Here is a 24970-nt window from a genome sequence, read left to right on the forward strand (position 1 = left end):
TGGACCCCCGCCTTCGCGGGGGAACAAGCTTAGGGGTAAACAGCATTCACGAAGAACAACCCGTCAGGCGGTGCATTCAGCCCCAGCATCGCCCGGTCCTTCGCCGCGAGCGCAGCCGCAACATCGCCAACCGCCCAGCGCCCCATACCCACCAGCGCCAGACACCCGACCATAGACCGCACCTGATGGTGCAGGAACGACCGCGCCGCCGCATAGACGAATAGCCGCTCCCCCTCGCGCACCACCTCAAGCCGATCGAGAGTCCGCACCGGACTATCCGCCTGGCAGTGCGCTGACCGAAACGTCGTGAAGTCATGCCGCCCAACCAGCGCCCCCGCAGCCTCCGCCATCGCCCCCGCATCCAGCAACTGCGGCACCTGCCACGCCAGCCCCGCCTCGAACGTCAACGGCGAGCGCCGGTTGACGATCCGGTACTCGTACGACCGCCCGATGCACGAAAACCGCGCATGCCAATCGTCGTCGACCACCTCGCACGCCAGCACAGACACCGGCGCCGGCTTCACCATCGCATTCAGCCCCTCCATCAACCGAAACGCCGCGAGCGGCTTCGCGATGTCGACATGCGCGCGCATCGCCATCCCGTGCACGCCGGCATCGGTCCGCCCCGCCGCTTGCACCGACGCCGTCTCGCCGGTCATCTTCAACACCGCGGCCTCCAGCGCCGCCTGCACGCTCGGCCCGTGCTTCTGCCGCTGCCAGCCCATGAACGGCCGCCCGTCGAACTCCACCGTCAACGCGAACCGTGTCAAAGCTGGGTCCCCGACCGAATCGGAAACCCGCGCAGCATTTCCTCCGCCGAGGTCAAGCCGCGCCCCGCCCGCTGCACCAAGGTCGGCCGGATCGCCCCGTCGCCACACCCGATCGTCAGCTCGGCATTGACCGTCAGCCCCTCGCACCCAAGAAACGAGAACGGCAACACGTCCGCCGCCAGCACCTTCACCCGCTCGCCCGCATGCTCGAACCAAGCCCCCGGTGCCGGGTTCATCGCCCGCACCAGCCGCTCGACCTCGACCGCCGACCGCTCGAAATCGATCCGCGCCTCCGCCTTCTCGATCTTCGCAGCGTACGTGACGCCCTCCTCGGGCTGCGGCCGGGCAGGGTAGGCGTCCAGATCGCCCAGCACCTCGACCATCAACCGAGCCCCCATCGCCGAGAGCTCGGACGTCAGATCCCCCGCGGTCTTCCCGACGATCGGCGTCCGCCCCTCGAGCCGAACCGGCCCGGTATCCAGACCCGCCTCCATCTGCATGATCCCGACCCCCGTCTCGGCATCGCCCGCGAGGATGGCGCGCTGCACCGGCGCCGCCCCGCGCCACCGCGGCAACAGCGATCCATGCACGTTCAAACACCCGAACCGAGGCGCCTCCAGCACCGCGCGCGGCAGAATAAGGCCATACGCCGCAACGACCGCCACATCCGCGTTCAAAGCCGCAAACGCCGCGCGAGCCTCCAGCCCCTCCGGCAGAGACGCCTTGAACGACACCGGCGTCCGCACCTCGATCCCGAGCGCCTCCGCCCGAAGCTGCACCGGCGAGGGCACCAGTTCGCGCCCACGCCGCCCGCCCGGTCGCGCCGGCTGGCAATACGCCGCCACCAATTCATGCCCCGCCGCGACGAGGGCCTCCAGCACCGGCACAGCGAAGTCCGGCGTTCCCATGAAGATGATCCGCATGGCCCTCTCGAACACGCTGGCGGGGAGCCGCGCAACCCCCTATCTGTTCCCCATGGCATCCCCCGAGATCGAGGCGCTGACGCAGGCGCTGGCCCGGCTCCCCGGCCTCGGCCCCCGGTCCGCACGTCGCGCCGTGCTGCATCTGCTCAAGAAGCGCGACGCGGCGCTGGGGCCCTTGCGCGAAGCACTGACCGCGGTCGACGAGCGGCTGGAGAATTGCTCGACCTGCGGCAACGTCGACACCACCAACCCGTGCGCGATCTGCGCCGACCCGCGCCGCGACCAGCGTTCGCTATGCGTGGTCGAGGAAGTCGCCGATCTCTGGGCGCTCGATCGCTCCCGCCTGTTCCCCGGCCGCTTCCACGTCCTCGGCGGCCGCCTGTCCGCACTCGAAGGCATCCGCCCCGAGGATCTCAGCATCGACAGCCTCGTCCGCCGCATCGAAGCCGGCGGCATCGACGAAGTCGTCCTCGCGATGAACGCCACGCTCGAAGGCCAGACCACCGCGCACTACATCGCCGAGCGCATCGAACGCTTCCCCGTCCGCGTCACCCAACTCGCGCACGGCCTGCCCGTCGGCGGCGAACTCGACTATCTCGACGAGGGCACGTTGGCGCAGGCATTGCGCGCCCGGCGTCCAATGGCTTGAGCCAGGTGCTTGACGCACCCGGCACGCGTACCTTAGCGGACGCGCTATGACCGTCATGACCGTTCTCGAAGTCCCCGATCCCCGCCTGCGCCTCGTCGCCGAGCCGGTGGAGACGGTCGACGACTCCACCCGCACGCTCGTCGCCGACATGATCGAGACGATGTACGACTTCAACGGCATCGGCCTCGCCGCGACCCAGGTCGGTGTGCAGAAGCGCGTCCTCGTCATCGATCTCCAGGAGGAGAAGGACGAGGAGGACAAGCCGATCAAGAACCCCAAGGCGTATATCAACGCCGAAATCCTGTCGGTCAGCGACGAGATGTCGACGTACAACGAAGGGTGTCTCTCGATTCCGGAGCAGTATGCCGAGGTGGCGCGCCCTGCGCGGTGCCGCGTGAAGTGGCTCGACGAGACCGGCACAGCGCATGAGGAGGATTTCGACGGCCTGCTGTCGACGTGCATGCAGCACGAGATCGACCATCTCGACGGCGTGCTGTTCATCGACCACATCAGCCGCCTCAAGCGCGACATGGTGCTGAAGAAGCTGGCGAAGCAGCGCAAGCTGGGCTGAGGGCGCGCGCGGTGTCGGTACTGTCTGTGCTCTCTATGCTGAGAGTGTGTGCATAAGAACGCGGCATTAACGCCACACGCAACCACCCCGGCGAAGGCCGGGGCCCAATTGGGGGACAGTGGTGATAGCCCGCAGTCCTCCGTTAACGCGACCTTTCCAATTGGGCCCCGGCCTCCGCCGGGGTGGTGCTATTTGCTAGGCTCGATCTTTTGGTGTTTAGCGTCCCCCTCTAGTTCCCCCGCGAAGGCGGGGGTCCAGGACCACGAACGCCCCCGCCCGTAACCCTGGACTCCCGCCTCCGCGGGAGAACAGAATATTCCGATTGTCCTACATCAATCGTTCGACGTATGTTCTACGCATGACGTCCCTAATCTCCTTCCGAACCCAAGCGCCCGCGCGCCCATCTCACCCCCAGAAGATGCTGCGCCAGCGTCTGCACTTCCTATACTTCACTCCAGTTTCGGCCGCGTAAAATGGCTGAGTTCGCCATTATCGCCGTCCTCGCGCTAGCCGCCGGCATCCTCCTCGGCTGGCTCCTGGCCTCCCGCCGAGCCGCCACCCTAGCCAGCGAACTCGCCGTCGCGCAGACCAAGGTCGCCGACGCCGACCTCATCCGCACCGCGCGCGATGCCGTCGAGCGCGAACGCAACGCCGCGATGCAGGACCTCGCCACCCTCCGCGCGCAGAACGCCGAGCGCGCTACCGACACCGATCGACTCCGCCTCGACCTCGCCACGATCCGCACCGACCGCGACGCCGCCCGCACCGAAATCGCCACGCTCAAAGCCCAAGGCGAGGCGTTCGAAGCGCGCCTGCTCGAACTCCGCGAGGCGAAGGACGTCATGGCCGCGCAGTTCGGCGACGTCGCCAACAAGCTGCTCAGCGATGCGCAGAAGACATTCCTCGAACGCGCCGACGCCCGCTTCCGCCAATCGGAGGAATCCGCCGGCCTCAACCTGAAATCGATGCTCCAGCCGGTAAGCGACCGTCTACAACGCTACGAGGAAGGCGTCGCAAAAGTCGAGGCCGAGCGTCGAGACGCATTTGGCGACCTCAAAGGGCAAATCGAACAGATGCGCCTCGGCCAGGAAAAGGTCTCCACCGAGGCCGCCAAACTCGTAAACTCCCTCCGCAACGCCCCCAAATCCAGAGGCCGCTGGGGCGAGCAACAACTGAAGAACGTCCTGGAAACCTGCGGCCTAAGCGAACACACCGACTTCCAGACCGAAGTCTCGGTCGCGGTAGGCGACGACGGCGCCCGCCTCCGCCCCGACGCGATCATCCGCGTCCCAGGCGGCCGCGCGCTGGTCATTGACGCAAAGGTTTCGCTCAACGCCTACCAGGACGCATTCGGTGCGGTCGACGATGCCGAACGGCTGATCGGTCTCGCGGCGCATGCTGCGTCGATGCGCGCGCACGTCAACGGCCTCGGCAATAAGGCCTATTGGAGCCAGTTCGCGGACACGCCCGACTACGTCATCATGTTCGTCCCCGGCGAGCACTTCCTCTCCGCCGCGCTCGAACACGACCCGACGCTCTGGGACTTCGCCTTCGAAAAGCGCGTGCTGCTGGCCACGCCAACGAACCTGATCGCGATCGCCCGAACTGTCGCGGCGGTCTGGCGCCAGGAAAAACTCGCCAACGAAGCACGCAAGATCGGTGAACTCGGCAAGGAAATGCACGATCGCCTCGCCAAGGTGGCGGACGACCTGCGGAAGGTCGGCGTCGGCCTCAACAGCGCGGTGAAGAACTTCAATGGCTTCACCAATTCGTTCAACGGCCGCCTGATGGTAACCGGCCGCAAGTTCCGCGACCTGAATATCGAGACTGGCGCGCGGGATCTGGAGGACGTGTCCTCGGTCGACGCGCTGGCGCTAGGCGAGGGGCCTGCGCTGATCGAGAAGCCGGAAAACGTCGAAAGCTGACACTGCCAATACTACCACCCCGGCGAAGGCCGGGGCCCAATAGGAAAGGTGGCACTAATGAACCGCAACGCGAACCATCTGCGTCCCCCAATTGGGCCCCGGCCTTCGCCGGGGTGGGATACCGAGAGGAGCGGCAAACTTTTAAATACCGCAGAGTCAATTTCCTAATACCGATCGGTACAAAATTCGTTCACCTCCCGGCAACCTTTCTCCACCCCACGCATTAACCGGATAACACCCCCAAGAGTCACCCCGTCATGAAACACCTAGTCCCGATCCTCTGCGCTCTCATCCCCTTCGCAGCGATGATCGGCGCCTGCGTAACTTGCCCCTAATAATTGTCGCGCAGACACAAAAGAAAAGGCCCGCCCGGATCGCTCCGGGCGGGCCTTTCTGTATCAGCCAAGAAGGGAAGCGAAGGGATCAACCCTGCGCCTCTTCCTCCTGGTCGCGCGGTGCTTCGGCGGTCGCGCCGGGCTCTGCGTTCGGATCGTAATCCTCGACGAAGCCAGCCTCGTCACGCTCGAACATCGACGACATCACGTCGACGCCCGAAGCCTGCATCTCGGCCTCTTCAGGCGAGCGGGCGACGTTGACCTTGACGGCCACCGACACCTCGGGGTGCAGCGATACCTTGACGGTGTAGACACCGATCGCCTTGATCGGCTTGTCGAGCACGATCGCCGACTTGCCGACCTTGTGACCGTCGGCCACCAGCGCATCGACCAGATCGCGAACCGCGACCGAACCGTAGAGCTGACCGGTGTTCGACGCCTGACGGATCAGGGTCACGGTCGCGTCGTTGAAGGTCTTCGCTTCGGTCTCGGCATCGCTGCGACGCGATGCGTTGTCCGATTCGATCTTCGCACGGTTCGACTCGAACACCTTGCGGTTGGCTTCGTTCGAACGAAGCGCCTTCTTGTTGGGAAGCAGGAAGTTACGTGCGTAACCGTCCTTGACCTTCACCACGTCGCCGATAGCACCAAGCTTTTCGACGCGCTCAAGCAGAATGACGTCCATGTGGGCGCTCCTTACTTAACGATGTAGGGCAGCAAGCCCAGATGACGCGCACGCTTGATAGCCTGAGCCAGTTCGCGCTGCTTCTTTGCGGCCACCGAAGTGATACGCGACGGGACGATCTTGCCACGCTCGGACACGAAGCCCTGCAGCAACCGGACGTCCTTATAGTCGATCCGGGGAGCGTCTTTGGCGGAGAACGGGCAGCTCTTGCGGCGGCGGAAGAATGGACGTGCCATGATTATTCAGCTCCCTCTTCGCGGTCACGACGGGGACCACGGTCCGGACGATCGCCACGATCGGGACGGCCCTCACGGCCACCTTCACGGTCGCCACGACGCTCGCGGTCACGATCCTGCTTGCGCATCATCACGGTCGGGCCCTCTTCGAGGGTGTCGACCTTGACCGTCATGTAACGGATGATGTCTTCGTTGATCTGGGTCTGGCGCTCCAGCTCTGCGATCACGCTGCCCGGGGCATCGATCTCGAGCATGACATAGTGCGCCTTGCGGTTCTTGGCGATCTTGTACGCCAGCGAACGCAGGCCCCAGTTCTCGGTCTTTACGACCCGACCTTCGTTGTCGTTCACGATCTTGGTGGCGATTTCCGCCAGTGCGTCCACCTGCGCTTGTGCCAGATCCTGGCGCGCAAGGAACACGTGCTCGTAAAGAGCCATGTCTTGTCCTTCGTCTTGGCCGATCGCTGATACACGCCCCATGCGTGCACCCCTCCGGCTGTCGTCTAGAATGCAAACAGGGGCGAGAGACGCGAATCTCTCACCCCGGTTGCAGAGGGCCTTAGCCGATTATCCGCCAAAGGCAAGGTTGGCGTTGGGTTTACCGGCCCTATTACCGGAACGCGCCGCCACGGACCTGAACCACGTTGCCGCGGCCGTTGATCAGGATCGCGTCGTTGCCCGAGCGGACCCACTGGCTGCCACGCGGCGGGGCGGCGAGGCGATAGTTGCGATACGTCGTGATCACCCGGTAGTTCTGAGCATAGCGGCGATCGAAGCGCTGGCCGGCGCGCCAGTTGCGATACTGGTTCGGGCGAACGACGGTCTTCTTGGTGACGACGGTGCGGCCGTTGTTGTTCTGGCGCACGGTGGTCACTTCGCGGCGCTGCTGTGCCTCGGCCGGGGCTGCGGCGAGCAGCGGGCTGGCGACGAGGGTAGCGGTCAGTGCGCTGAGGATGAACTTCTTCATGGTAATCTCCCGTTTGAAACACGGCGCCGTTGTGCGGCGTCATCCCTAATCTGGGACCGGATTGTCGCAGGCGCTTGTCGCAAGGTCGGCGAAATGGTCGCATATTGTCGCAAGGCCGCGGGGTTCGTTCAGGTTGCAACTCGACGCGCACCTTTATAGGCCCCGCGCTCAAACGAAGACCCAACATAGAGGAGAGGCCATGCGCGCGTTCATCTTCCCCGGCCAGGGGAGCCAGTCTGTCGGCATGGGCAAGGCGCTCGCCGACGCCAGTGCCACCGCCCGCGAGGTCTTCGCCGAAGTCGACGAGGCTCTCGGCCAGCACCTTTTCCGCCTGATGAGCGAAGGGCCGGCGGACAACCTCCTCCTCACCGAGAACGCGCAGCCCGCGATCATGGCGAACGCGATCGCCACCTTGCGCGTCGCCGAAAAGGAAGGCGGCCTCCGCCTCGCCGACAAGGCCGATTACGTCGCCGGCCACAGCCTCGGCGAATATACCGCCTTGTGTGCCGCCGGTGCGCTCGACCTGTCGACCACCGCCCGCCTCCTTAAACTTCGCGGCCGCGCGATGCAGGCGGCGGTTCCGGTGGGCGAGGGCGCAATGGCCGCGCTGCTCGGCACTGATCTCGAAAAGGCGCAGGTCATCGCCGGCGCCGCAGTCGACGCGATCCTTGCGGAGGGCGGCCCCGAACTGATCTGCACCGTCGCCAACGACAACGACCCGTCGCAAGTCGTCATCTCCGGCCACCGCCTCGCCATCGAAAAGGCGATCGCACTGGCCAAGGACCTCGGCGCCAAGCGCGCGGTATTGCTCCCCGTATCCGCCCCCTTCCACTGCCCCTTGATGCAGCCTGCTGCCGAAGCGATGGAAGCCGCCCTCCTGGACGCCGACCTCCGCGCGCCCCTCGTTCCCGTCTTCGCCAACGTAGATGTCACTGCAGTCGCCGACCCAGGCGCAATCCGTCACCTGCTGGTGCAACAGGTAACCGGCATGGTCCGCTGGCGCGAATCGGTGTTGGCGATGCACGCCGCGGGGGTCGAGCACTTCGTCGAATTCGGCGGCAAGGTGCTCAGCCCGATGGTCAAGCGCATCACTCCCAACGCCGAAACGACGAGCGTCATCACCATGGACGACATCGAGGAATTCGTGAAGAAGATGTGATTCACGCGAAGGCGCAAAGGCGCGAAGATGATGGATCTCGAGGCTGCCGCTTCCGACGTCATTGATGTGTCGCTTCGCCTTCACCGGGAGCTTGGGCCTGGATTGCTTGAAAGCGTCTACGAGACTGTCTTGGCGAGCAAGCTCGCCAGTCTGGGATATGAGGTCGAGCGGCAACGCTCTGTCTCGATCGATTTCGAAGGGCTGCATTTCGACGCGGCGTTCCGGATCGACCTCATCGTCGGCAACCAGCTACTGGTTGAAATCAAGTCGGTCGAGCGGCTGAACGCCGCTCATGCAAAGCAACTGCTGACCTATCTGCGACTAACCAAACAGCCCTTGGGGCTACTGATCAACTTCGGAGGCGAAACGCTAAAGGAGGGGCTCCGCCGGATCGTCAACGGCTACACCCCCTTCGCGCCATCGCGCCTTCGCGTGAACAAAATCTGATGGAGACCAAAATGTTCGACCTCACAGGCATGACCGCCCTCGTCACCGGGGCATCCGGCGGGATCGGGTCCGAGATCGCCAAGGCCCTGGCCGCGCAAGGTGCACGCCTAGCCGTGTCCGGGTCCAACGCGGACAAGCTCGAAGCCTTCCGCGCGAGCCTCGGCGGCGACCACGTCGCGCTTCCCTGCAACCTGTCTGACGCCGCCGCCGTCGATGCGCTCGTCCCGCAAGCCGTCGAGGCGCTCGGCGGCAAGCTAGACATCCTCGTCAACAACGCCGGCGTCACCCGCGACAATCTCGCGATGCGGATGAAGGATGACGAGTGGGACAGCGTCATCCGCGTTAATCTCGAAGCCGCGTTCCGCCTCATGCGCGCCGCCGCCAAGCCGATGATGAAGGCACGCTTCGGCCGGATGATCTCGGTCACGTCGATCGTCGGCGTCACCGGCAATCCCGGCCAGGCCAACTACGCCGCATCGAAGGCCGGCCTGATCGGCATGTCGAAATCGATGGCGCAGGAACTCGCCAGCCGCGGCATCACCGTCAACTGCGTCGCGCCCGGCTTCATCACCTCGCCGATGACCGACGCGCTGCCCGAGGCGCAGAAGACCGCGCTCACCACCAAGATTCCCGCCGGTCGCCTCGGCGAAGGCGCAGACATAGGCGCGGCGATCGTGTACCTCGCCAGCCGTGAAGCCGGCTACGTCACGGGACAAACCGTGCACGTGAACGGCGGGATGGCGATGATCTGAACTTGCGCGCTGAACTGCCGCGTTCTAGGTGCGTTCAGGAAATACCGAAAACCCCCAGATTTGAAGAGGGAACTACCATGAGCGAGACCGCTGACCGCGTGAAGAAAATCGTCGTCGAGCATCTCGGCGTCGAAGCCGACAAGGTGACCGAGGACGCGAGCTTCATCGACGACCTGGGCGCAGACAGCCTCGACATCGTCGAACTCGTCATGGCGTTCGAGGAAGAATTCGGTGTCGAGATCCCCGATGATGCCGCCGAGAAGATTGCGACCGTCAAGGATGCGATCACCTATATCGACGAGCACAAGGCCTGATCAGGGTTTAGGGTCCGAGACTTTGGACCTGCCCTGATGGGTGTGATTTGAGCGGCTCCCCGTCCTTGGGCAAAGAGGGCGGGGAGCCGTTTCGTTTTGAGAGCAGACGGAGTTTGAAGCCATGCGGCGTGTCGTCGTAACCGGGCTAGGCCTGGTCACCCCCTTGGGGGCGGATGTTGAAACGGCCTGGGCGAATATCCTCGCCGGCAAGTCGGGCGCGGGCCCGATCACGCGCTTCGACGCGTCGGATCAGGTGTGCCGCATCGCCTGCGAGGTGAAACCGGCCGACCACGAATATGGCTTCGATCCCGGCAAGCGTGTCGACCACAAGGTCCAGCGCCAGGTCGATCCGTTCATCATCTACGGCATCGACGCCGCTGGTCAGGCCTTAGAAGATGCCGGCCTCACCGAGATGACGCTCGAAGAGAGCTGGCGTGCCGGCGTCTCGATCGGCTCGGGCATCGGCGGCCTGCCGGGCATCGAGAGCGAATCGATCGTGCTCCACACCAAGGGTCCGCGTCGCGTCTCGCCGCACTTCGTCCACGGTCGGCTGATCAACCTGATCTCGGGCCAGGTCTCGATCAAATACGGCCTGCGTGGTCCGAATCACGCCGTCGTCACGGCCTGCTCGACCGGCGCGCATGCGATCGGCGATGCCGCACGGATGATCGCGATGGACGACGCCGACGTGATGCTCGCGGGCGGCGCGGAGGGCACCGTCTGCCCGCTCGGCATCGCCGGGTTCGCACAGGCCCGCGCGCTGTCGACCAACTTCAATGATTCGCCGGAAAAGGCCTCGCGTCCCTACGACAAGGACCGCGACGGCTTTGTGATGGGCGAGGGCGCCGGCGTGCTGGTGCTCGAGGAGTACGAACACGCCAAGGCACGCGGCGCGAAAATCTATGCCGAGGTGATCGGCTACGGTCTGTCGGGCGACGCGTATCACGTCACCGCGCCGCATCCGGAAGGCGACGGCGCGTTCCGCTCGATGCAGATGGCGATCAAGAAGTCGGGCCTCAAGCTCGAGGACATCGACTACATCAACGCGCACGGCACTTCGACGCCGCTCGGCGACGAGCTCGAACTGGGCGCAGTCCGTCGCTTGTTCGGCGATGCGATCTCGGGCCTGTCGATGTCGTCGACCAAGTCGGCGATCGGCCATCTGCTCGGCGGTGCTGGTGCGGTAGAGAGCATCTTCTGTATCCTCGCGCTGCGCGATCAGATCGTTCCGCCGACGCTGAACCTCGACAATCCGAGCGACAGCTGCGTGGGCGTGGACCTCGTGCCGCACGTGGCCAAGAAGCGTGAAGTCCGCGCGGTGCTGAACAATTCGTTCGGCTTCGGCGGCACCAACGCGTCGCTGGTCATGACGAAGGTCCGCTAAAAACCTTGTTCCCCCGCGAAGGCGGGGGCCCAGACTGGGTCCCCGCCTTCGCGGGGATCCAAGGAGTACCAATGCGCAAGGTCGGCTGTTTCGGATTCATCGTCGGCCTGGTGGCAGTCGTCGCGCTGTTCCTCGTCGTCCAGGGCTGGGGCGGTGCCGGCCCAGCGGCCCGCACGCTGACCGTACAGATCGGCGAAGGCAGCACGCTGGCCGGCGCCGCCACCGAACTCGAAAAAGCCCGTGCGATTTCCTCCGCCCGACGCTTCCGTCTCTACGCCCGCCTGTTCGGCTCGAGCGCCCCGATCAAGGCCGGCGAATACCGCATCGCGCCACACACCAGCCAGTCCGATATCCTCAAGCTGATGCAGGGCGGCAAGGTCGTCCAGCGACTGGTGGTGGTCCCCGAAGGCTATCCCTCGGTCCTTGTCCACGACGCGCTGACGAAGGCGGATGGCCTGACCGGAACCGTGCCGGTACCCGCGGAGGGTTCGATCCTGCCCGACAGCTACGCGTTTCAGCGCGGCGACACCCGCGCATCGGTCGTCACCCGGATGCAGTCGGCGATGAAGACCTACCTCGCCACCGCCTGGGCCGCGCGCAAGCCCGGTATCGCGGTGACGACGCCCGAACAGGCGATCATCCTCGCCTCGATCGTCGAGAAGGAAACCGGCAAGCCCTCCGAACGCCGCACCGTCGCCGCGGTCTACGGCAACCGCCTGCGGGGCGGCATGCCGCTCCAGGCTGACCCGACCGTGATCTACCCGATCACCAAGGGCCGCCCGCTAGGCCGCCGCATCCTGCGGTCGGAACTGCACGCGAAGAACGGCTACAACACCTACGCCGAAGCCGGCCTCCCGGTCGGCCCGATCGCCAACCCGGGCCGCGCCTCGATCGACGCGGTGCTCGACCCGGCGCAGACCCAGGCGCTGTATTTCGTCGCGGATGGCACCGGCGGTCACGTCTTCGCGAACACGCTGGCCGAACACAACGCCAACGTGAAGAAATGGTACGCCATCCGCAAAGCCCGCGGCGAGATGTAATCCTCCCCGGAACGGGGAGGGGGACCATCCGCAGGATGGTGGAGGGGGCTCACCGCGCGCGTACCGTCAGTGGCGGGATACGGCAGGCGGTACGCTCGTGGCGCTCCCCCTCCACCCCGCCGCTGCGCGTCGCGGTCCCCCTCCCCGTGCCGGGGAGGAGTTATCCCCGCAACGCGTTAGCCGCGCGCGCCTTGATCTCGATCTCGGCCATCGTCCCGCCGGTCACCCAGCTTCCGCCCACGCAGAGCACGGGCTTGAACGCCAGCCACTCGGGCGCGCTGGCCTCGGTGATCCCGCCGGTCGGGCAGAAGCTGCACTGATAGAACGGCGCGGCCAGCGCCTTAAGCGCCTTCAACCCACCATTCGCCTCCGCCGGGAAGAACTTGAAGTGCGTCAGACCCAGGTCGAGCCCGGTCATGATATCCGCCGCATTGGCGATCCCCGGCAGGAACGGAATGCCGCTCTCTATGATTGGTGTGGCAAGGCGTTCGGTGAGGCCTGGCGACACGATAAACTCCGCCCCAGCATCACGGACCTGTGCGAACTGCTGCGTGTTGACGACGGTGCCTGCGCCGACGATCGCGCCCGGCACTTTCTTCATCTCGGCGATCGCCTCCAGTGCGGCGCCGGTACGCAACGTCACCTCGAGCACGCGCAGGCCGCCGGCGACCAGCGCCTCGGCGAGCGGACGGGCGAGGGCCGCGTCCTCGATCACGAGCACCGGAATGACGGCGCTGGTCTGCATGATGTCTGCGATAGTTGCGGTCATTGGGTGTGTTCCTGTGCAAAGGCGGCCGCGGCGCCGAACAGGCCGGGCTGGGGATGGGTGATGAGCTTGACGGGCATTGCCGCCATCATGGTCTGGAAGCGCCCCTTGGAGACGAACCGCTGGTCGAAGCCCGAGCGAATCAGGCGATCCTTGATCCGGAAGCCTAAGCCGCCCGCGATCACGACCGCCTTCGCGCCTTGCGCCAGCGCAAGATCGCCCGCGACCGCGCCGAGCGCGAGGCAGAACCGGTCGAGCGCAGCAAGCGCGATCGAATCGGTACCGTCGATCGCTTCGGTCCAGATTGTCTTGTCGTCATGGCTAGGAACCGCGCGGCCCTCCAGCGCGGCGAGCGTCTCGTAGATCGCGACGATGCCCGGCCCGGCGACGACGCGCTCGGCCGAAACGCGCGTGAACGTCTTGCGCAGCCGCTTAAGCAGCGCATCCTCGATCCCGTCGAGCGGGGCGAAGTCCATGTGGCCGCCCTCGGTCTCGAGGACCTGATAGCCGTCTTTGCGTCGCAGCAACTGCGCGACGCCGAGCCCGGTGCCGGGGCCACAGATCGTCGTGATGCCCTCGGATGGCAGCGGCGTATCGGGTCCGCAGAGGTGGATGAAGTCGCTGCTGGGCACCTGCGCGACGGCATGGCCGACCGCGCCGAAATCGTTGACGACCACCCATTGGTCGGCCTTCAGCCGCTCGGTGATCAGCGACTTGCGGATGATCCACGGGTTGTTGGTCAGGCGGATGACATCGTTCGCGACCGGCGAGGCGACCGCGATCGCTAGCGCACGAGGCAGCGGCCGGTCGAGCCCCGCCTCGAACGCCTGGTACGCGGTCTGGAGCGATGCGTGGTCCGCGGTCTTCAGCGTCGCCGGCTCGCCGAGCGAGACGACGCGGCCGTTCTCGACTTCGGCGATCGCGAAGCGGGCGTGCGTTCCGCCGATATCTGCCGCTACGATTTCCATGTCATCCTCCGTCTATTATTATTGTCCCCCCGTCATCCCAGCGAAAGCTGGGATCTCAGGCCGCATAGTCCGTCCCCGTGGCGCGAGGTCCCGGCTTTCGCCGGGATGACGGGGGTGTGGCTGAGGCGACGGCGGTTCCTGTGACGTTCTAAAGCCCAGCCCCCGCCAGCATTGCCGACGCGCCCTTCTCGGCCTCGTCGGCAAGCCCGCGGAACATGCCGAACAGCTCGCGGCCCATGCCGCTCACCGGTGGCGGAACCGCGACCATCTCGCGCGTCGCCCACACGTCCGCGTCGACCAGCGCATCCAGCGTGCCGTTGACCGCATCCACCCGAATCATGTCGCCATCGCGAATCAACCCGATCGCACCGTCGAGCAGCGCCTCCGGCGAGCAATGGATCGCGCAAGGCACTTTCCCGCTGGCGCCCGACATCCGGCCATCGGTGACCAACGCCACCTTGAACCCGCGATTCTGCAACACCCCCAGCGGCGGCGTCAGCTTGTGGAGCTCGGGCATGCCGTTCGCGCGCGGCCCCTGGAAGCGGACGACGACAACGACGTCCTTCTCCAGCTCGCCGCGCTTGAATGCCTCGATCACGTCGAGCTGGTCGTCGAACACCATCGCGGGCGCCTCGACGATCCACCGCTCGCGCTCGACCGCCGACACCTTGATGCACGCGCGGCCGATATTGCCCGCGAGAATCCGCATCCCGCCATCCGGCGAGAAGGGCGCAGTGGCAGGACGCAGAATCGTCTCGTCACCGCTATCCGGCGTATCGCGCCAGCCGAGCGTATCGCCCTCGACCACCGCAGTCTTCGCATACGCGGACAGGTCGTCGCCGCCGATCGTCATGATGTCGCCGTGCAACAACCCTTCGCCGAGCAGTTCGCGGATCACGTAGGGCATGCCCCCGGCAGCCTCGAACGCGTTCACGTCCGCCGAGCCGTTGGGATAGACGCGCGCGATCAGCGGTACCGCGCAGGAGAGGCGGTCGAAATCCTCCCAGTCGATGATGATCCCCGCCGCGCGAGCGATCGCCGGGACGTGGAGCAGATGGTTGGTCGAGCCTCCCGTCGCGAGCAGGCCGACCGCGGCGTTCACGATCGCCTTCTCGTCGACGCAATGTCCGAGCGGCCGGTAGGAATCACCGCGCGCGCCGATCTTCGCCAAGCGATGCACCGCCGCCCGCGTTAGTTCCTGGCGCAGCTTGGTGCCCGGATTGACGAACGCCGCGCCCGGCATGTGGAGGCCCATGACCTCCATCATCATCTGGTTGGTGTTCGCCGTGCCATAGAAGGTGCACGTCCCCTTCGAATGATACGCGCCGATCTCGGCTTCGAGCAGCTCGTCGCGCCCGACCAGCCCTTCCGCGAATTTTTCGCGGACCGCCGCCTTCGCCTTGTTCGGCAAGCCTGTCGGCATTGGCCCACCTGGGATCAGCACCATCGGCAGATGCCCGAAGCGCAGCGCACCCATCAGCAAACCCGGTACGATCTTGTCGCAGATGCCGAGCAGCGCCGCGCCCTCGAACGTGCCATGGCTCAGCGCAATCGCCGTGCTCAGCGCGATCGTGTCGCGGCTGAACAGCGAAAGCTCCATGCCGGGATAGCCTTGCGTCACGCCGTCGCACATCGCTGGCACGCCGCCCGCGACCTGCGCGGTCGCCCCCGCTTCGCGCGCCCAGATCTTCATCAGTTCCGGATAGCGATAGTAGACCGCGTGTGCGGAAAGCATATCGTTATACGCGGTGACGATGCCGATGTTCATGCCGGCATCGGCCTTCATCGCGTCGCGGTCTTCCTCGGTCCCGGCATAGGCGTGCGCGAGGTTCGCGCAGCCAAGGCCGGGGCGCCGGACCTGCGCCGCCGCCTCGCGCTCGATCAGCGCGAGATAGGCGGCGCGGCTGTCGCGCGAGCGTTCGATGATCCGATCGGTGACCGCGGAGACGACGGCGTTGAGCATCGTCACGGCGCCCAGTGCACGTCGACCGGCAGCTCGACCTCGGCCAGCACGCGGCCGATCGGATAGGACGACGACGGCCCCTGTTCGATCGCCTGCTCGAGCACCTTTTTCTTCGCGTCGCCGGTGATCATGATCATCAGCGCCTTCGACGATGCGATTGCCGCCGCCGACAGCGTCACGCGTGCGAGCGGAGCCTCGGGTGGCAGCGGATCGGGCATCACGCCGAGCGCACGGCGTTCCTTTGGACCGCTCAGCGCCTCGTCATAATCGGGGCCGGGGAAGATCGACGCGGTGTGTCCGTCGCCGCCCATGCCGAGCAGGCAGAAGTCGAGCGGCCAGTGCAGGTCCTGCATCAGCGCATCCGCCGAACGACCGGCCGCCTTGTAGTCCGACATCGCTTCGGGAACGATCGGCTTCACGCGCGCGCCCTTGGGAAGGAAGATCTTCGCCAGCGCCGTCACGTTGGACAGCGGATCGCCGAGCTTCACGATACGTTCGTCGCCCGGGATGATCGTGACCTTCTTCCAGTCGAGCTTCGCTTGGGCGAGCTTCTCATACGCGGCGAACGGCGTCTTGCCGCCCGCCAGCGCGATCACCGCCGAGCCGCGCGCGTCGAGCGCGCTCTCGATGACGAACTGGATATCGCCTGCGACCGCGTTGGCGAGCTCGCCTGCGTCGTCATATTCCCACCATTCGATTTCGGTCATAAACTTGAACTCACTCAGAAAATTGCTGTCAAAAATGCCGTTCGTGCCGAGTAGGGATCGAGCGAAGCCGAGACCCCGTATCGAGGTACAATGCCACAATCGGGCCGATCCCTCGATACGCCTTCTCGACCTCGCTCGAAGGCTACTCGGGACGAACGGAAGAAACCAAACTCAGTCGTCCTGCCAGGTCACGCCGTCGCGCTCGGTCAGCGCAATCGCGGCCGACGGACCCCAGCTGCCCGAGGCATAGCTCTTGGGCTTCATCGCGTTGGCCTTCCAGCCCTCGCGGATCGCGTCGATCCAGGTCCATTGCGCCTCGACCTCGTCACGGCGCACGAACAGCGTCTGGTCGCCCTCGATCAGGTCTAGCAGCAGACGTTCATACGCGATCCGCCGACGCGAGCCTGCAAACTCGGCATCCATGCTCAGGTTCAGCGGCACTTCGCGGAGGCGGACGCCCTCGCGGTCAAGCCCCGGCTCCTTCGCCATCACCAGCAACTGGATATATTCCTCAGGTTGGAGGCGGATGATCAGCATGTTGGGCTGGAGCAACCCGCCACGCCCTGCGAACATTGAGTGCGGGACCGCCTTGAACTGGATCGCGATCTCGCTGCGGCGCGTGGCCATGCGCTTGCCGGTGCGCAGGTAGAACGGCACGCCCTGCCAGCGCCAGTTGTCGACATGCGCTTTGATCGCGACGAACGTCTCGGTGGTAGACGGTTGGCCGAGTTCGTCGGAGTAGCTCTTGACGAACTTCCCCTTTACCGCGCCTTCGCCGTACTGGCCGGTGACCGTGACGTGCGGCACTTCCTCGGGCTTGATCATGCGCAGCGAGCGGAACACCTTCGACTTTTCGTCGCGGACGTCGGTGCCCTCGAAGCGCGCGGGGGGCTCCATCGCGATCAGCGCGAGCAACTGGAGCATGTGGTTGGCGACCATGTCGCGCAGCGCGCCCGCGGTCTCGTAATAGCCGGCGCGCTCTTCGAGCCCGACCGTCTCCGAGATCGTGATCTGGACGTTGTCGATCCCCTGCGCGTTCCACACCGGCTCGAAGAACGAGTTGCCGAAGCGCAGCGCGAGGATGTTCTGGACGGTTTCCTTGCCGAGATAATGATCGATCCGGTAGGTCCGGTCTTCCGGAAAAGCCTTCGCCACCGAATCGTTGATCTCGCGGCTGGTCTCCAGGTCGTAGCCGAGTGGCTTCTCGAGGCCGACACGGACCGTCTCACCAGCCAGGCCGACCTTGTGGAGACCCTCAATCGCAGCTTCGAATAACGAGGGTGCGGTCGACAGATAGATCGCCAAGCCGCCCGAAATATCGCCGATCTTGTCCGCCAGCGGCTGGAAGCTCGCCGGATCCGACAGGTCGGTCGGCTGGTAGAAGATCCGGTCGAGGAACGTCCCGATCGCGCTCTCGTCCTTGCGATCCTCGGGCAGGAACTCGTCGAGCGCCTTCTTCGCGAACTTGCGGTAATCCTTGTCGTCATGCTCGTGACGCGCGGCGCCGGTAATCGTTAGTTCCTCGGGCAGCAACCCGTCGGCGTGCAGACCATAGAGCGACGGCAGCAGCATGCGCTGTGCGAGATCGCCGGTCGCGCCGAACAGGAGCAGCTTGGCTACGGGATTACGGTGCATGGAAGCTCCTGGATGTGGCGATGGACCGGGCGGAAAACGCCGGTCCTAGAAAACGAGGCCGGCTACGGGATCGACACCGGCCATGATGTTGAGGTTCTGGACCGCGGCACCGCCGGCACCCTTGCCCAGATTGTCGAGCGTCGCGACCAGCCGCGCATGACCGACAGCGTCATTGCCGCAAACCCTCAGCGTCAGCCGATCGGTCCCTGCATTCTCCTCGATATCGACCGAGCCGATATCGCCGGGGGCAACCGAGACGAGCTTCGAGCCATCGAACGCAGCGCGCAGCACGTCTTCGATCGCCGCGAGCATGGGGCGGCCGGGCAGGGCGTGGAGGTGCAACGGCACTTCGACGACCATGCCGCGATAGGTGTTCGCCACCGCAGGCGCGAAGATCGGCGCGTGGGTGAGACTGGCATGCTGCGTCATCTCGGCGATATGCTTGTGCGCGAGGCCGAGCGCGTAGGCGCGGAACGCCGTCGCGGACTCACCATTCTCGAACGCGGCGATCATCGCCTTGCCGCCACCCGAATAACCCGAGGTCGCGTTGACGCTGAGTGGAAGATCGGCGGGGATAAGCCCGGCGCTGACCAGTGGCGCGACCAGCGCGAGGAAACCGGTCGGATAGCAGCCGGGGTTCGACACGCGCATCGCGGCCGCCACCTTCTCCGCCTGACCCGGCAATTCGGGGAAGCCATAGGTCCAGCCAGCGGCGACGCGGTGCGCGCTCGATGCATCGATGACTCGCGTGCGGTCATTGTCGATTAGCGTGATGGCTTCGCGCGACGCGTCGTCGGGCAGGCACAGGATGACGAAATCGGCATCGTTCAGCGCCTCGCGACGCGCCGCCGGATCCTTGCGCCGATCCTCCGCCAGCAACGCCAGCGTGATGTCGGTCCGCCCGGCAAGCCGTTCGCGGATCTCGAGACCGGTGGTGCCGACCGCGCCATCGATGAAGACTGTGGTCATGCCGCATCCGTCGTCGAAAGATCGAGCGCCGCCGCCTCGACATAGCCGACCAGCCCGCTCGGACGCGCAACGCCCCATGCGGAAACGCCGGCAATTTCCAGCACTTCGAAACTGTCGCCAGGCTTTAGGTCGACCATCGTATCGCTCGCTTCGTCTCGTCCGCTGCGCAACAAAGCTGTGCGCGCGACGGGCCGTATCATCGGCACCGCATAGTGTGGAGCGAATACGTATTCGGCGAGGCGAATATCGGCGATATCGCGGCGAACGGCGTGCGTGCGCGGGTCGAGGTCGACCGAGCGGCCCGTCAGCGCGAAGCTGGTCCGGGCCTTATCGTCGAATGGCTCAAGCGTGAGCGGCGTGACCGTTTGAGCCGGCTGGGGCGGGGCCGTCGCCGATGAATTGCCCGAACTCTTCAAGAAAATCTGCCCCTTCGGTGGTGCGCGCGACGAAGATGTTTCGCTTGTCGCTATCGTCGCGTTGCCGGCGCAGATAGCCGAGGGCACCCAATCTGTTCAAGGCGCGCGTGACAACGGGCTTCGATACGTTCAGCGCACGGGCAAGGCCGCGCACCGTATGCGGCCCCGGTTTGAGGTAGACGAGCAGTAGCAATGCCATCTGACGATTGGTCAGATCGGGTTCACCCGAGCGGACATAATCCACCAGAGCGGTCATCCAGGTCGATAAGGTATTGGCTGCCATTGATGCCACAGCGTTGATCCGCCATCTGAATTTATATGCACGATACCCAGTCATGAGCGTCATTACGGGGTCACAACGCCCCCCGGACGTCATGTTTCCGTCGTTTTGCGATTGGCTTGCGATATGCGGAGCCCGTGTTGCGGTTGATCGAAACCTCGGTGTCGCCTATGTGCGCGCCTTCGCAAAAGTTCCGGGGTTTTCCGCGCAATGTTCGCCTTTCTGCTCGTCATCCACGCGATCATCGCGGCCGCCCTCGTCACGGTGATCCTCATGCAGCGGTCGGAAGGCGGCGGTCTGGGTATGGGCGGTAGCCCGTCCGGCCTGATGTCGGCCCGCGGCGCGGCCGATTTCCTGACCCGCGCGACCGGCGTCCTCGCGACGATGTTCGTGCTGTTCTCGATCCTGCTCGCGGTCCTCGCGGCGAATCACCGCACCACCACGATCGACACGTCGCTCGCCCGCACTCCGGCGGCGGCGACTGCCGTTCCGACCGCGCAGCCCAAGGGTGATGCGGCTCCGTTCGCCGGTGGCGCCGAGAACGCCGGCGTCCCGGCTGGCACGACCAAACCGGCCGACAACGGCGCGGTCCCGCTAGCCAACTAAACACTCCATTCGCCGATAAAAGGCCCCTGCGTGATCCGCGGGGCTCTTGTCGTTCGTCCCCAACACACGCTACGAGACTCTTCCCATGGCTCGGTACATTTTCATCACCGGGGGCGTGGTTTCGTCGCTCGGTAAAGGTCTCATGGCGGCATCGCTTGCCGCTCTCCTCCAGGCGCGCGGGTATACCGTCAGGATTCGGAAGTTCGATCCGTATCTGAACGTCGATCCCGGCACGATGTCGCCGTATCAGCACGGCGAGGTGTACGTCACTGACGACGGCGCCGAGACCGATCTCGATCTCGGCCATTACGAGCGCTTCACCGGCGTTCCCTCGCGCCAGTCGGACAACGTCACCTCGGGCCGCATCTATCAGCAGATCATCACGCGTGAGCGTCGCGGCGATTATCTCGGCGCCACCGTGCAGGTCATCCCGCACGTCACCGACGCGATCAAGGCGTTCGCCCGCGCCGAGACCGACGGCATCGACTTCATCCTCTGCGAGATCGGCGGCACCGTCGGCGATATAGAATCGCTGCCGTTCATCGAGGCGATTCGCCAGCTCAAGAACGAGGAAGGCCGCGGCAACGCGATCAGCATCCACGTGACGCTGGTCCCGTACATCGCCGCCGCCGGCGAACTGAAGACCAAGCCGACCCAGCATTCGGTCCGCGAACTCGCCGCGCTCGGCGTCCAACCGGACGTCCTCGTCTGCCGCTGCGAACACCCGTTGCCGCCGTCAGAGCGCGCCAAGATCGCGCTGTTCTGCAACGTCCCCGCCAGCGCGGTCATCCCCGCGCTCGACGCGAAGAGCATCTACGCGGTGCCGCTCCAGTATCACGGCGAAGGCCTCGACATCGAAGTGCTCCGCGCGTTCGGAATTGAACCCGCCGAAGCGCCCGACCTGTCGCGCTGGACCGAGATCATGGACCGACTGACGAATCCTCAAGGGGAGGTCACGATCGGCGTAGTCGGCAAATATGTCGGGCTTCAGGACGCGTACAAGTCGCTCAACGAGGCTTTGGTCCACGGCGGCATCGCGAATCGCGTGAAGGTCAACGTCCGTTGGATCGACGCCGAACTGTTCGAGAATGCCGAGAGCGACATCGCCGGCCAGCTCGAGCCGTGCGACGCGATCCTCGTCCCCGGCGCGTTCGGCGAGCGTGGCGCAGAGGGCAAGATCGCGTCCGTAAAATTCGCGCGCGAGCGGAAGATCCCGTATTTCGGGATCTGCTTCGGCATGCAGATGGCGTGCGTAGAAGGCGCGCGCCATCTCGCCGGCATCGCCAATGCCTCGTCGACCGAGTTCGGCCCGACCGACGAACCGGTGGTCGGCATGATCACCGAATGGATGGGCCGCGAAGGCCTCGAAACGCGTGCAGCCGAGGGCGACATGGGCGGCACGATGCGGCTCGGCGCGTATGACGCGAAGCTCACCGGCAACAGCGTCGTGGCCTCGATCTATGGCGGCACCGAGATTTCGGAGCGTCATCGCCACCGCTACGAGGTCAACACCGGGTACAAGGAAGCGCTCGAACAGGGCGGGCTCGTCTTCTCGGGCATGTCCCCGGACGGCACGCTCCCCGAGATCGTCGAACGCCCCGACCACCCGTGGTTCGTCGGCGTCCAGTTCCACCCGGAACTGAAGAGCAAGCCCTTCGACCCGCATCCCCTGTTCGCCAGCTTCATCGAAGCCGCCGTCAAGCAGAGCCGCCTGGTCTGAGTCACATCTCCCTCTCCAAAAGGAGAGGGAGATGTCGTTCTCATAGAGATACCTGCCAACGCCTCCTTGTTCTCCCGCGAAGGCGGGAGCCCAGGCTGGATCCCCGCCTTCGCGGGGAAACAGGGCGGCGGGTGCCGTTCGCGGATGGTGGCGATCGTACGCTTGAGCTCTTCGTCCTTACCAACGAGCGCCACGAAGCCGCGCTTTCTCCGCTCCAAGACAAGCTCGCATTGAATATCCCCTGAATTACTAGACTTTGCGCGGCGAGGTTCAGGGGAAAACATTCATGTCTCTTACGCTTGCGCTGTTGCTTGCCGGTCAGGCCGCTACCGTATCAACGCCGCCCGTCGCGCCGCCGACGCCTGCTGGCGCGCAGGCTGACCCGCAAGCCAACGGCCGTCTCGGTAACCAGCAGCAGGGCGGAGGCGGGGACGTCGTCGTCACCGCACGCCGCCGCGCCGAGACCATCCAGACCGTCCCCATCGCGATGTCCGTCATCGGCGGTACCGCGCTGGCCGAGACCGGCGCGTACAATGTCAGCCGCCTGACACAGCTCCAGCCGACGCTGCAATTCTACTCTACCAATCCGCGCAACTCCGCCGCCAATATCCGCGGCCTCGGCGCGCCGTTCGGCCTGACCAACGACGGGATCGAGCAGGGCGTCGGCATCTATGTCGACCAAGTGTATTACAGCCGGATCGCGTCGGCGACGTTCGACTTCACCGATACCGAGCGGATCGAAGTCCTCCGCGGACCGCAAGGCACACTCTACGGCAAGAACACCACCGCCGGCGCGATCAACATCACCACGCGCAAGCCCAGCTTCACGCCCGAGGCGCGGATCGAACTCACCACCGGCAACTACCAGTTCATCCAGGCTAAGGCCTCGGTGTCAGGGCCCCTCATCCCCGACAAACTCGCGATCCGGCTGTCGGCGTCGGTGACCGAGCGCGACGGCACGATCCACAACGTCGTGACCGGCAAGGATCTGAACGCACAGGACAACAAGAGCGTCCGCGGGCAGCTCTACTGGAAGCCGACCGACAATCTCGATCTCGCTCTGTCGGGCGACTACGGCCAGCAGAACCCGAATTGCTGCGTGCAATATTACGCGCGCACCGGCGCGACGCAGCGGCCGCTCAACCGCCAATATGCCGCGCTCGCGGCCGCGCAGGGCTATGTCGTGCCGTCCACCAACGCGTTCGACCGGGTGACCGATGTCGATACGCCGTTGCGTGCGAAGCAGGAACTGGGCGGCGTATCGCTGCTCGGCAATCTGGATCTCGGCGCGTCGACGATCACCTCGGTCAGCGCATGGCGGTTCTGGAACTGGGATCCGTCGAACGATCGCGACTTCATCGGCCTGCCGATCACCACCGTCTCCGCCAATCCGTCGCAGCAGACCCAGTATAGCCAAGAGCTGAGGATCGCCTCGAACGGCAAGCACACGCTCGATTACGTGCTCGGCGCGTTCTATTTCTACCAGACGATCGATACCCAAGGGCTTCAGGTGCAGGGCCCGGCGGCAAGTGCGTTCCTGCTCAACCCAACGAGCGCGGGCGGCAAGAATCCGGCGACGCTGAACGGGCTGACCTCGCGCAATACGATCGGCTTCACCAACACCAGCGCTGCGCTGTTCGGGAAGCTCACCTGGAACGTCAGCGACCGGTTCCAGATCGCACCGGGCCTGCGCTTGAACTACGACAAGAAGAAGGGCGACTATGTCTCGGTCGTCACCAATGGCACGGGCACGGCGCTGACCGCGGATCAGCGCGGGGTGCTCGCGCCGCAGAGCTATCAGCCCGATTTCGACAACTGGAACCTCTCTGGGGATATCACGGCCGCCTACACCGTGACGTCTGACATCCACGCCTATGCGACCTATGCGCGCAGCTACAAGTCGGGCGGCATCAACCTGTCGGGCTTGCCGCTAGACGGCAGCAACAACCCGATCCTGTCGGCCGCTACGGTGAAGCCCGAAAAGGTGAACCACTTCGAATTGGGGCTCAAGACTCAGTTCCTGGACCGCCGGGTCACCCTGAACCTCGCGGGGTTCTGGACCGAAATCAGCGATTACCAGGCGACCGTTACCAACGGCCAGCTCGGCGTACTGCGCGGCTATCTCGCCAATGCCGGCAAGGTTCGGACCCGCGGTCTCGAATTCGATTCGGCGTTCCGTCCCACCGACCGGTTCAGTTTCTACGCGAACGGGGCGTATACCGACGCGAAATACGTGAAGTTCGTCGATGCCCCATGCCCGCCCGAACTGTCCGGTGGCACCACCGCGACCGCCGGCCAGACGCCGAGCGCACCCGGTACGGCCGGCGGCATCAGCCCGCAAAATTGCGACATCTCCGGTCAGCGCCTGCCCGGCGTATCGAAATGGGCGTTCTCGTACGGGGCGGAATACGACCTGCCGGCAACGCTCGGCGGTCTCGATGGCCAGGTGTATCTTGGCTATGACGGCAGTTACCGGTCGACCTTCTCGTCCAATCCGTCGCGCTCGGCTTACACCGATATCAACGGCTACGCGCTCAGCAACTTCCGCCTCGGATTCAAGGCGAAGGACAGCTGGAACGTGTTCGGCTGGCTTCGCAACGCGTTCGACGAGAAATATTACGAGGTGCTTGCGCTGCAGTCCGGCAGCACCGGCCTCGTCGTCGGCCAACCCGGCGATCCGCGCACCTATGGCCTGACCGTCTCGCGATCGTTCTGATCGTTACGTCCGGGTCGTCACCCCCTGAACGTCACCTCCTGATCGTCACCCCCGATCGTCACTGCGCG

The 24970-nt window shown here is 65.2% G+C and carries 26 protein-coding genes; 12 read left to right on the top strand and 14 right to left on the bottom strand.

The window, feature by feature from the left end; translation table 11 throughout:
• Positions 1-29: 29 nt before the first annotated feature.
• Both truA and fmt read right to left on the bottom strand, forming a co-directional pair.
• Entirely contained in the window at positions 30-770 is a 741-nt protein-coding gene (truA, locus tag C8J40_RS14795) for a tRNA pseudouridine(38-40) synthase TruA (RefSeq protein WP_132897669.1), read from the bottom strand.
• Positions 767-1693 (bottom strand): methionyl-tRNA formyltransferase, encoded by a 927-nt coding sequence (gene fmt, locus C8J40_RS14800; protein WP_132897670.1) that lies wholly within the window; start codon positions 1691-1693, stop codon positions 767-769. Before fmt ends, truA begins: the two co-directional genes overlap by 4 nt.
• A gap of 52 nt (positions 1694-1745) precedes the next feature.
• Here fmt and recR point away from each other — a divergent pair, with 52 nt between their 5' ends.
• The 3 genes from recR (at position 1746) to rmuC (ending at position 4838) form a co-directional block, all read left to right on the top strand.
• Complete coding sequence (gene recR / locus C8J40_RS14805) at positions 1746-2342, top strand: recombination mediator RecR (protein WP_056052820.1); 597 nt, start codon at positions 1746-1748, stop codon at positions 2340-2342.
• A gap of 46 nt (positions 2343-2388) precedes the next feature.
• A complete protein-coding gene (gene def, locus C8J40_RS14810; RefSeq protein ID WP_132897671.1) occupies positions 2389-2913 on the top strand; it encodes a peptide deformylase in 525 nt (174 codons plus the stop codon).
• A 473-nt stretch (positions 2914-3386) separates the two neighbouring features.
• Complete coding sequence (rmuC, locus tag C8J40_RS14815) at positions 3387-4838, top strand: DNA recombination protein RmuC (protein WP_132897672.1); 1452 nt, start codon at positions 3387-3389, stop codon at positions 4836-4838.
• Between the two features lie 423 nt (positions 4839-5261).
• Here the strand turns inward: rmuC and rplI are convergent, their stop codons facing one another.
• From rplI to C8J40_RS14835, 4 genes are all read right to left on the bottom strand, one after another.
• On the bottom strand, positions 5262-5858 hold the full coding sequence (gene rplI / locus C8J40_RS14820; RefSeq protein ID WP_056050886.1) for a 50S ribosomal protein L9: 597 nt from the start codon (positions 5856-5858) through the stop codon (positions 5262-5264).
• An 11-nt stretch (positions 5859-5869) separates the two neighbouring features.
• Positions 5870-6094, bottom strand: coding sequence for a 30S ribosomal protein S18 (gene rpsR / locus C8J40_RS14825; protein WP_031393978.1), 225 nt, complete (start codon positions 6092-6094; stop codon positions 5870-5872).
• A gap of 2 nt (positions 6095-6096) precedes the next feature.
• Complete coding sequence (gene rpsF, locus C8J40_RS14830; RefSeq protein ID WP_056050884.1) at positions 6097-6531, bottom strand: 30S ribosomal protein S6; 435 nt, start codon at positions 6529-6531, stop codon at positions 6097-6099.
• A 172-nt stretch (positions 6532-6703) separates the two neighbouring features.
• Positions 6704-7060 carry an RcnB family protein gene (locus C8J40_RS14835; RefSeq protein ID WP_132897673.1) on the bottom strand — a complete coding sequence of 119 codons (357 nt, stop codon included), beginning with the start codon at positions 7058-7060 and terminating at the stop codon, positions 6704-6706.
• Between the two features lie 199 nt (positions 7061-7259).
• On the opposite strand from C8J40_RS14835, the gene fabD reads away from it, so the two are divergent.
• The 6 genes from fabD to mltG all read left to right on the top strand — a co-directional run bounded on the left by fabD (position 7260) and on the right by mltG (position 12156).
• On the top strand, positions 7260-8219 hold the full coding sequence (fabD, locus tag C8J40_RS14840; RefSeq protein ID WP_132897674.1) for an ACP S-malonyltransferase: 960 nt from the start codon (positions 7260-7262) through the stop codon (positions 8217-8219).
• 27 nt (positions 8220-8246) lie between these two features.
• A complete protein-coding gene (locus C8J40_RS14845) occupies positions 8247-8666 on the top strand; it encodes a GxxExxY protein (RefSeq protein WP_132897675.1) in 420 nt (139 codons plus the stop codon).
• Positions 8667-8677: 11 nt separating this feature from the next.
• On the top strand, positions 8678-9418 hold the full coding sequence (gene fabG, locus C8J40_RS14850) for a 3-oxoacyl-[acyl-carrier-protein] reductase (RefSeq protein WP_132897676.1): 741 nt from the start codon (positions 8678-8680) through the stop codon (positions 9416-9418).
• A 77-nt stretch (positions 9419-9495) separates the two neighbouring features.
• The gene (locus C8J40_RS14855) at positions 9496-9732 is read left to right on the top strand and encodes an acyl carrier protein (RefSeq protein ID WP_031393971.1); all 237 of its coding nucleotides are present in this window, start codon (positions 9496-9498) and stop codon (positions 9730-9732) included.
• A gap of 121 nt (positions 9733-9853) precedes the next feature.
• Positions 9854-11116: a beta-ketoacyl-ACP synthase II gene (gene fabF, locus C8J40_RS14860; RefSeq protein ID WP_132897677.1), complete on the top strand. Its 1263-nt coding sequence runs from the start codon at positions 9854-9856 to the stop codon at positions 11114-11116.
• Between the two features lie 71 nt (positions 11117-11187).
• A complete protein-coding gene (mltG, locus tag C8J40_RS14865; RefSeq protein WP_132897678.1) occupies positions 11188-12156 on the top strand; it encodes an endolytic transglycosylase MltG in 969 nt (322 codons plus the stop codon).
• A gap of 160 nt (positions 12157-12316) precedes the next feature.
• Here mltG and eda read toward each other — a convergent pair whose 3' ends face one another.
• From eda to C8J40_RS14905, 8 genes are all read right to left on the bottom strand, one after another.
• The gene (gene eda / locus C8J40_RS14870; RefSeq protein WP_132897679.1) at positions 12317-12925 is read right to left on the bottom strand and encodes a bifunctional 4-hydroxy-2-oxoglutarate aldolase/2-dehydro-3-deoxy-phosphogluconate aldolase; all 609 of its coding nucleotides are present in this window, start codon (positions 12923-12925) and stop codon (positions 12317-12319) included.
• Positions 12922-13890, bottom strand: coding sequence for a glucokinase (gene glk / locus C8J40_RS14875; protein ID WP_132897680.1), 969 nt, complete (start codon positions 13888-13890; stop codon positions 12922-12924). The genes eda and glk overlap by 4 nt, the downstream gene beginning before the upstream one ends.
• Positions 13891-14038: 148 nt before the next feature.
• A complete protein-coding gene (gene edd, locus C8J40_RS14880) occupies positions 14039-15853 on the bottom strand; it encodes a phosphogluconate dehydratase (protein ID WP_132897681.1) in 1815 nt (604 codons plus the stop codon).
• A gap of 2 nt (positions 15854-15855) precedes the next feature.
• Entirely contained in the window at positions 15856-16560 is a 705-nt protein-coding gene (gene pgl / locus C8J40_RS14885) for a 6-phosphogluconolactonase (protein WP_056062623.1), read from the bottom strand.
• A 171-nt stretch (positions 16561-16731) separates the two neighbouring features.
• Entirely contained in the window at positions 16732-18195 is a 1464-nt protein-coding gene (gene zwf / locus C8J40_RS14890; protein ID WP_132897682.1) for a glucose-6-phosphate dehydrogenase, read from the bottom strand.
• Positions 18196-18240: 45 nt separating this feature from the next.
• Positions 18241-19164: an N-acetyl-gamma-glutamyl-phosphate reductase gene (gene argC / locus C8J40_RS14895; protein ID WP_132897683.1), complete on the bottom strand. Its 924-nt coding sequence runs from the start codon at positions 19162-19164 to the stop codon at positions 18241-18243.
• Positions 19161-19580 carry an SH3 domain-containing protein gene (locus C8J40_RS20385; protein ID WP_165911467.1) on the bottom strand — a complete coding sequence of 140 codons (420 nt, stop codon included), beginning with the start codon at positions 19578-19580 and terminating at the stop codon, positions 19161-19163. Before C8J40_RS20385 ends, argC begins: the two co-directional genes overlap by 4 nt.
• Entirely contained in the window at positions 19507-19836 is a 330-nt protein-coding gene (locus tag C8J40_RS14905) for a MarR family transcriptional regulator (RefSeq protein ID WP_132897785.1), read from the bottom strand. The genes C8J40_RS20385 and C8J40_RS14905 overlap by 74 nt, the downstream gene beginning before the upstream one ends.
• A 234-nt stretch (positions 19837-20070) precedes the next feature.
• Here C8J40_RS14905 and secG point away from each other — a divergent pair, with 234 nt between their 5' ends.
• From secG to C8J40_RS14920, 3 genes are all read left to right on the top strand, one after another.
• Positions 20071-20466 (top strand): preprotein translocase subunit SecG, encoded by a 396-nt coding sequence (secG, locus tag C8J40_RS14910; RefSeq protein ID WP_056050855.1) that lies wholly within the window; start codon positions 20071-20073, stop codon positions 20464-20466.
• An 85-nt stretch (positions 20467-20551) separates the two neighbouring features.
• Positions 20552-22186 (top strand): CTP synthase, encoded by a 1635-nt coding sequence (locus C8J40_RS14915; RefSeq protein ID WP_132897685.1) that lies wholly within the window; start codon positions 20552-20554, stop codon positions 22184-22186.
• Positions 22187-22472: 286 nt separating this feature from the next.
• Entirely contained in the window at positions 22473-24902 is a 2430-nt protein-coding gene (locus tag C8J40_RS14920; RefSeq protein WP_132897686.1) for a TonB-dependent receptor, read from the top strand.
• Positions 24903-24970 lie beyond the last annotated feature (68 nt).

Source organism: Sphingomonas sp. PP-CC-3A-396 (assembly GCF_004343105.1).
Lineage (GTDB): Bacteria > Pseudomonadota > Alphaproteobacteria > Sphingomonadales > Sphingomonadaceae > Sphingomonas.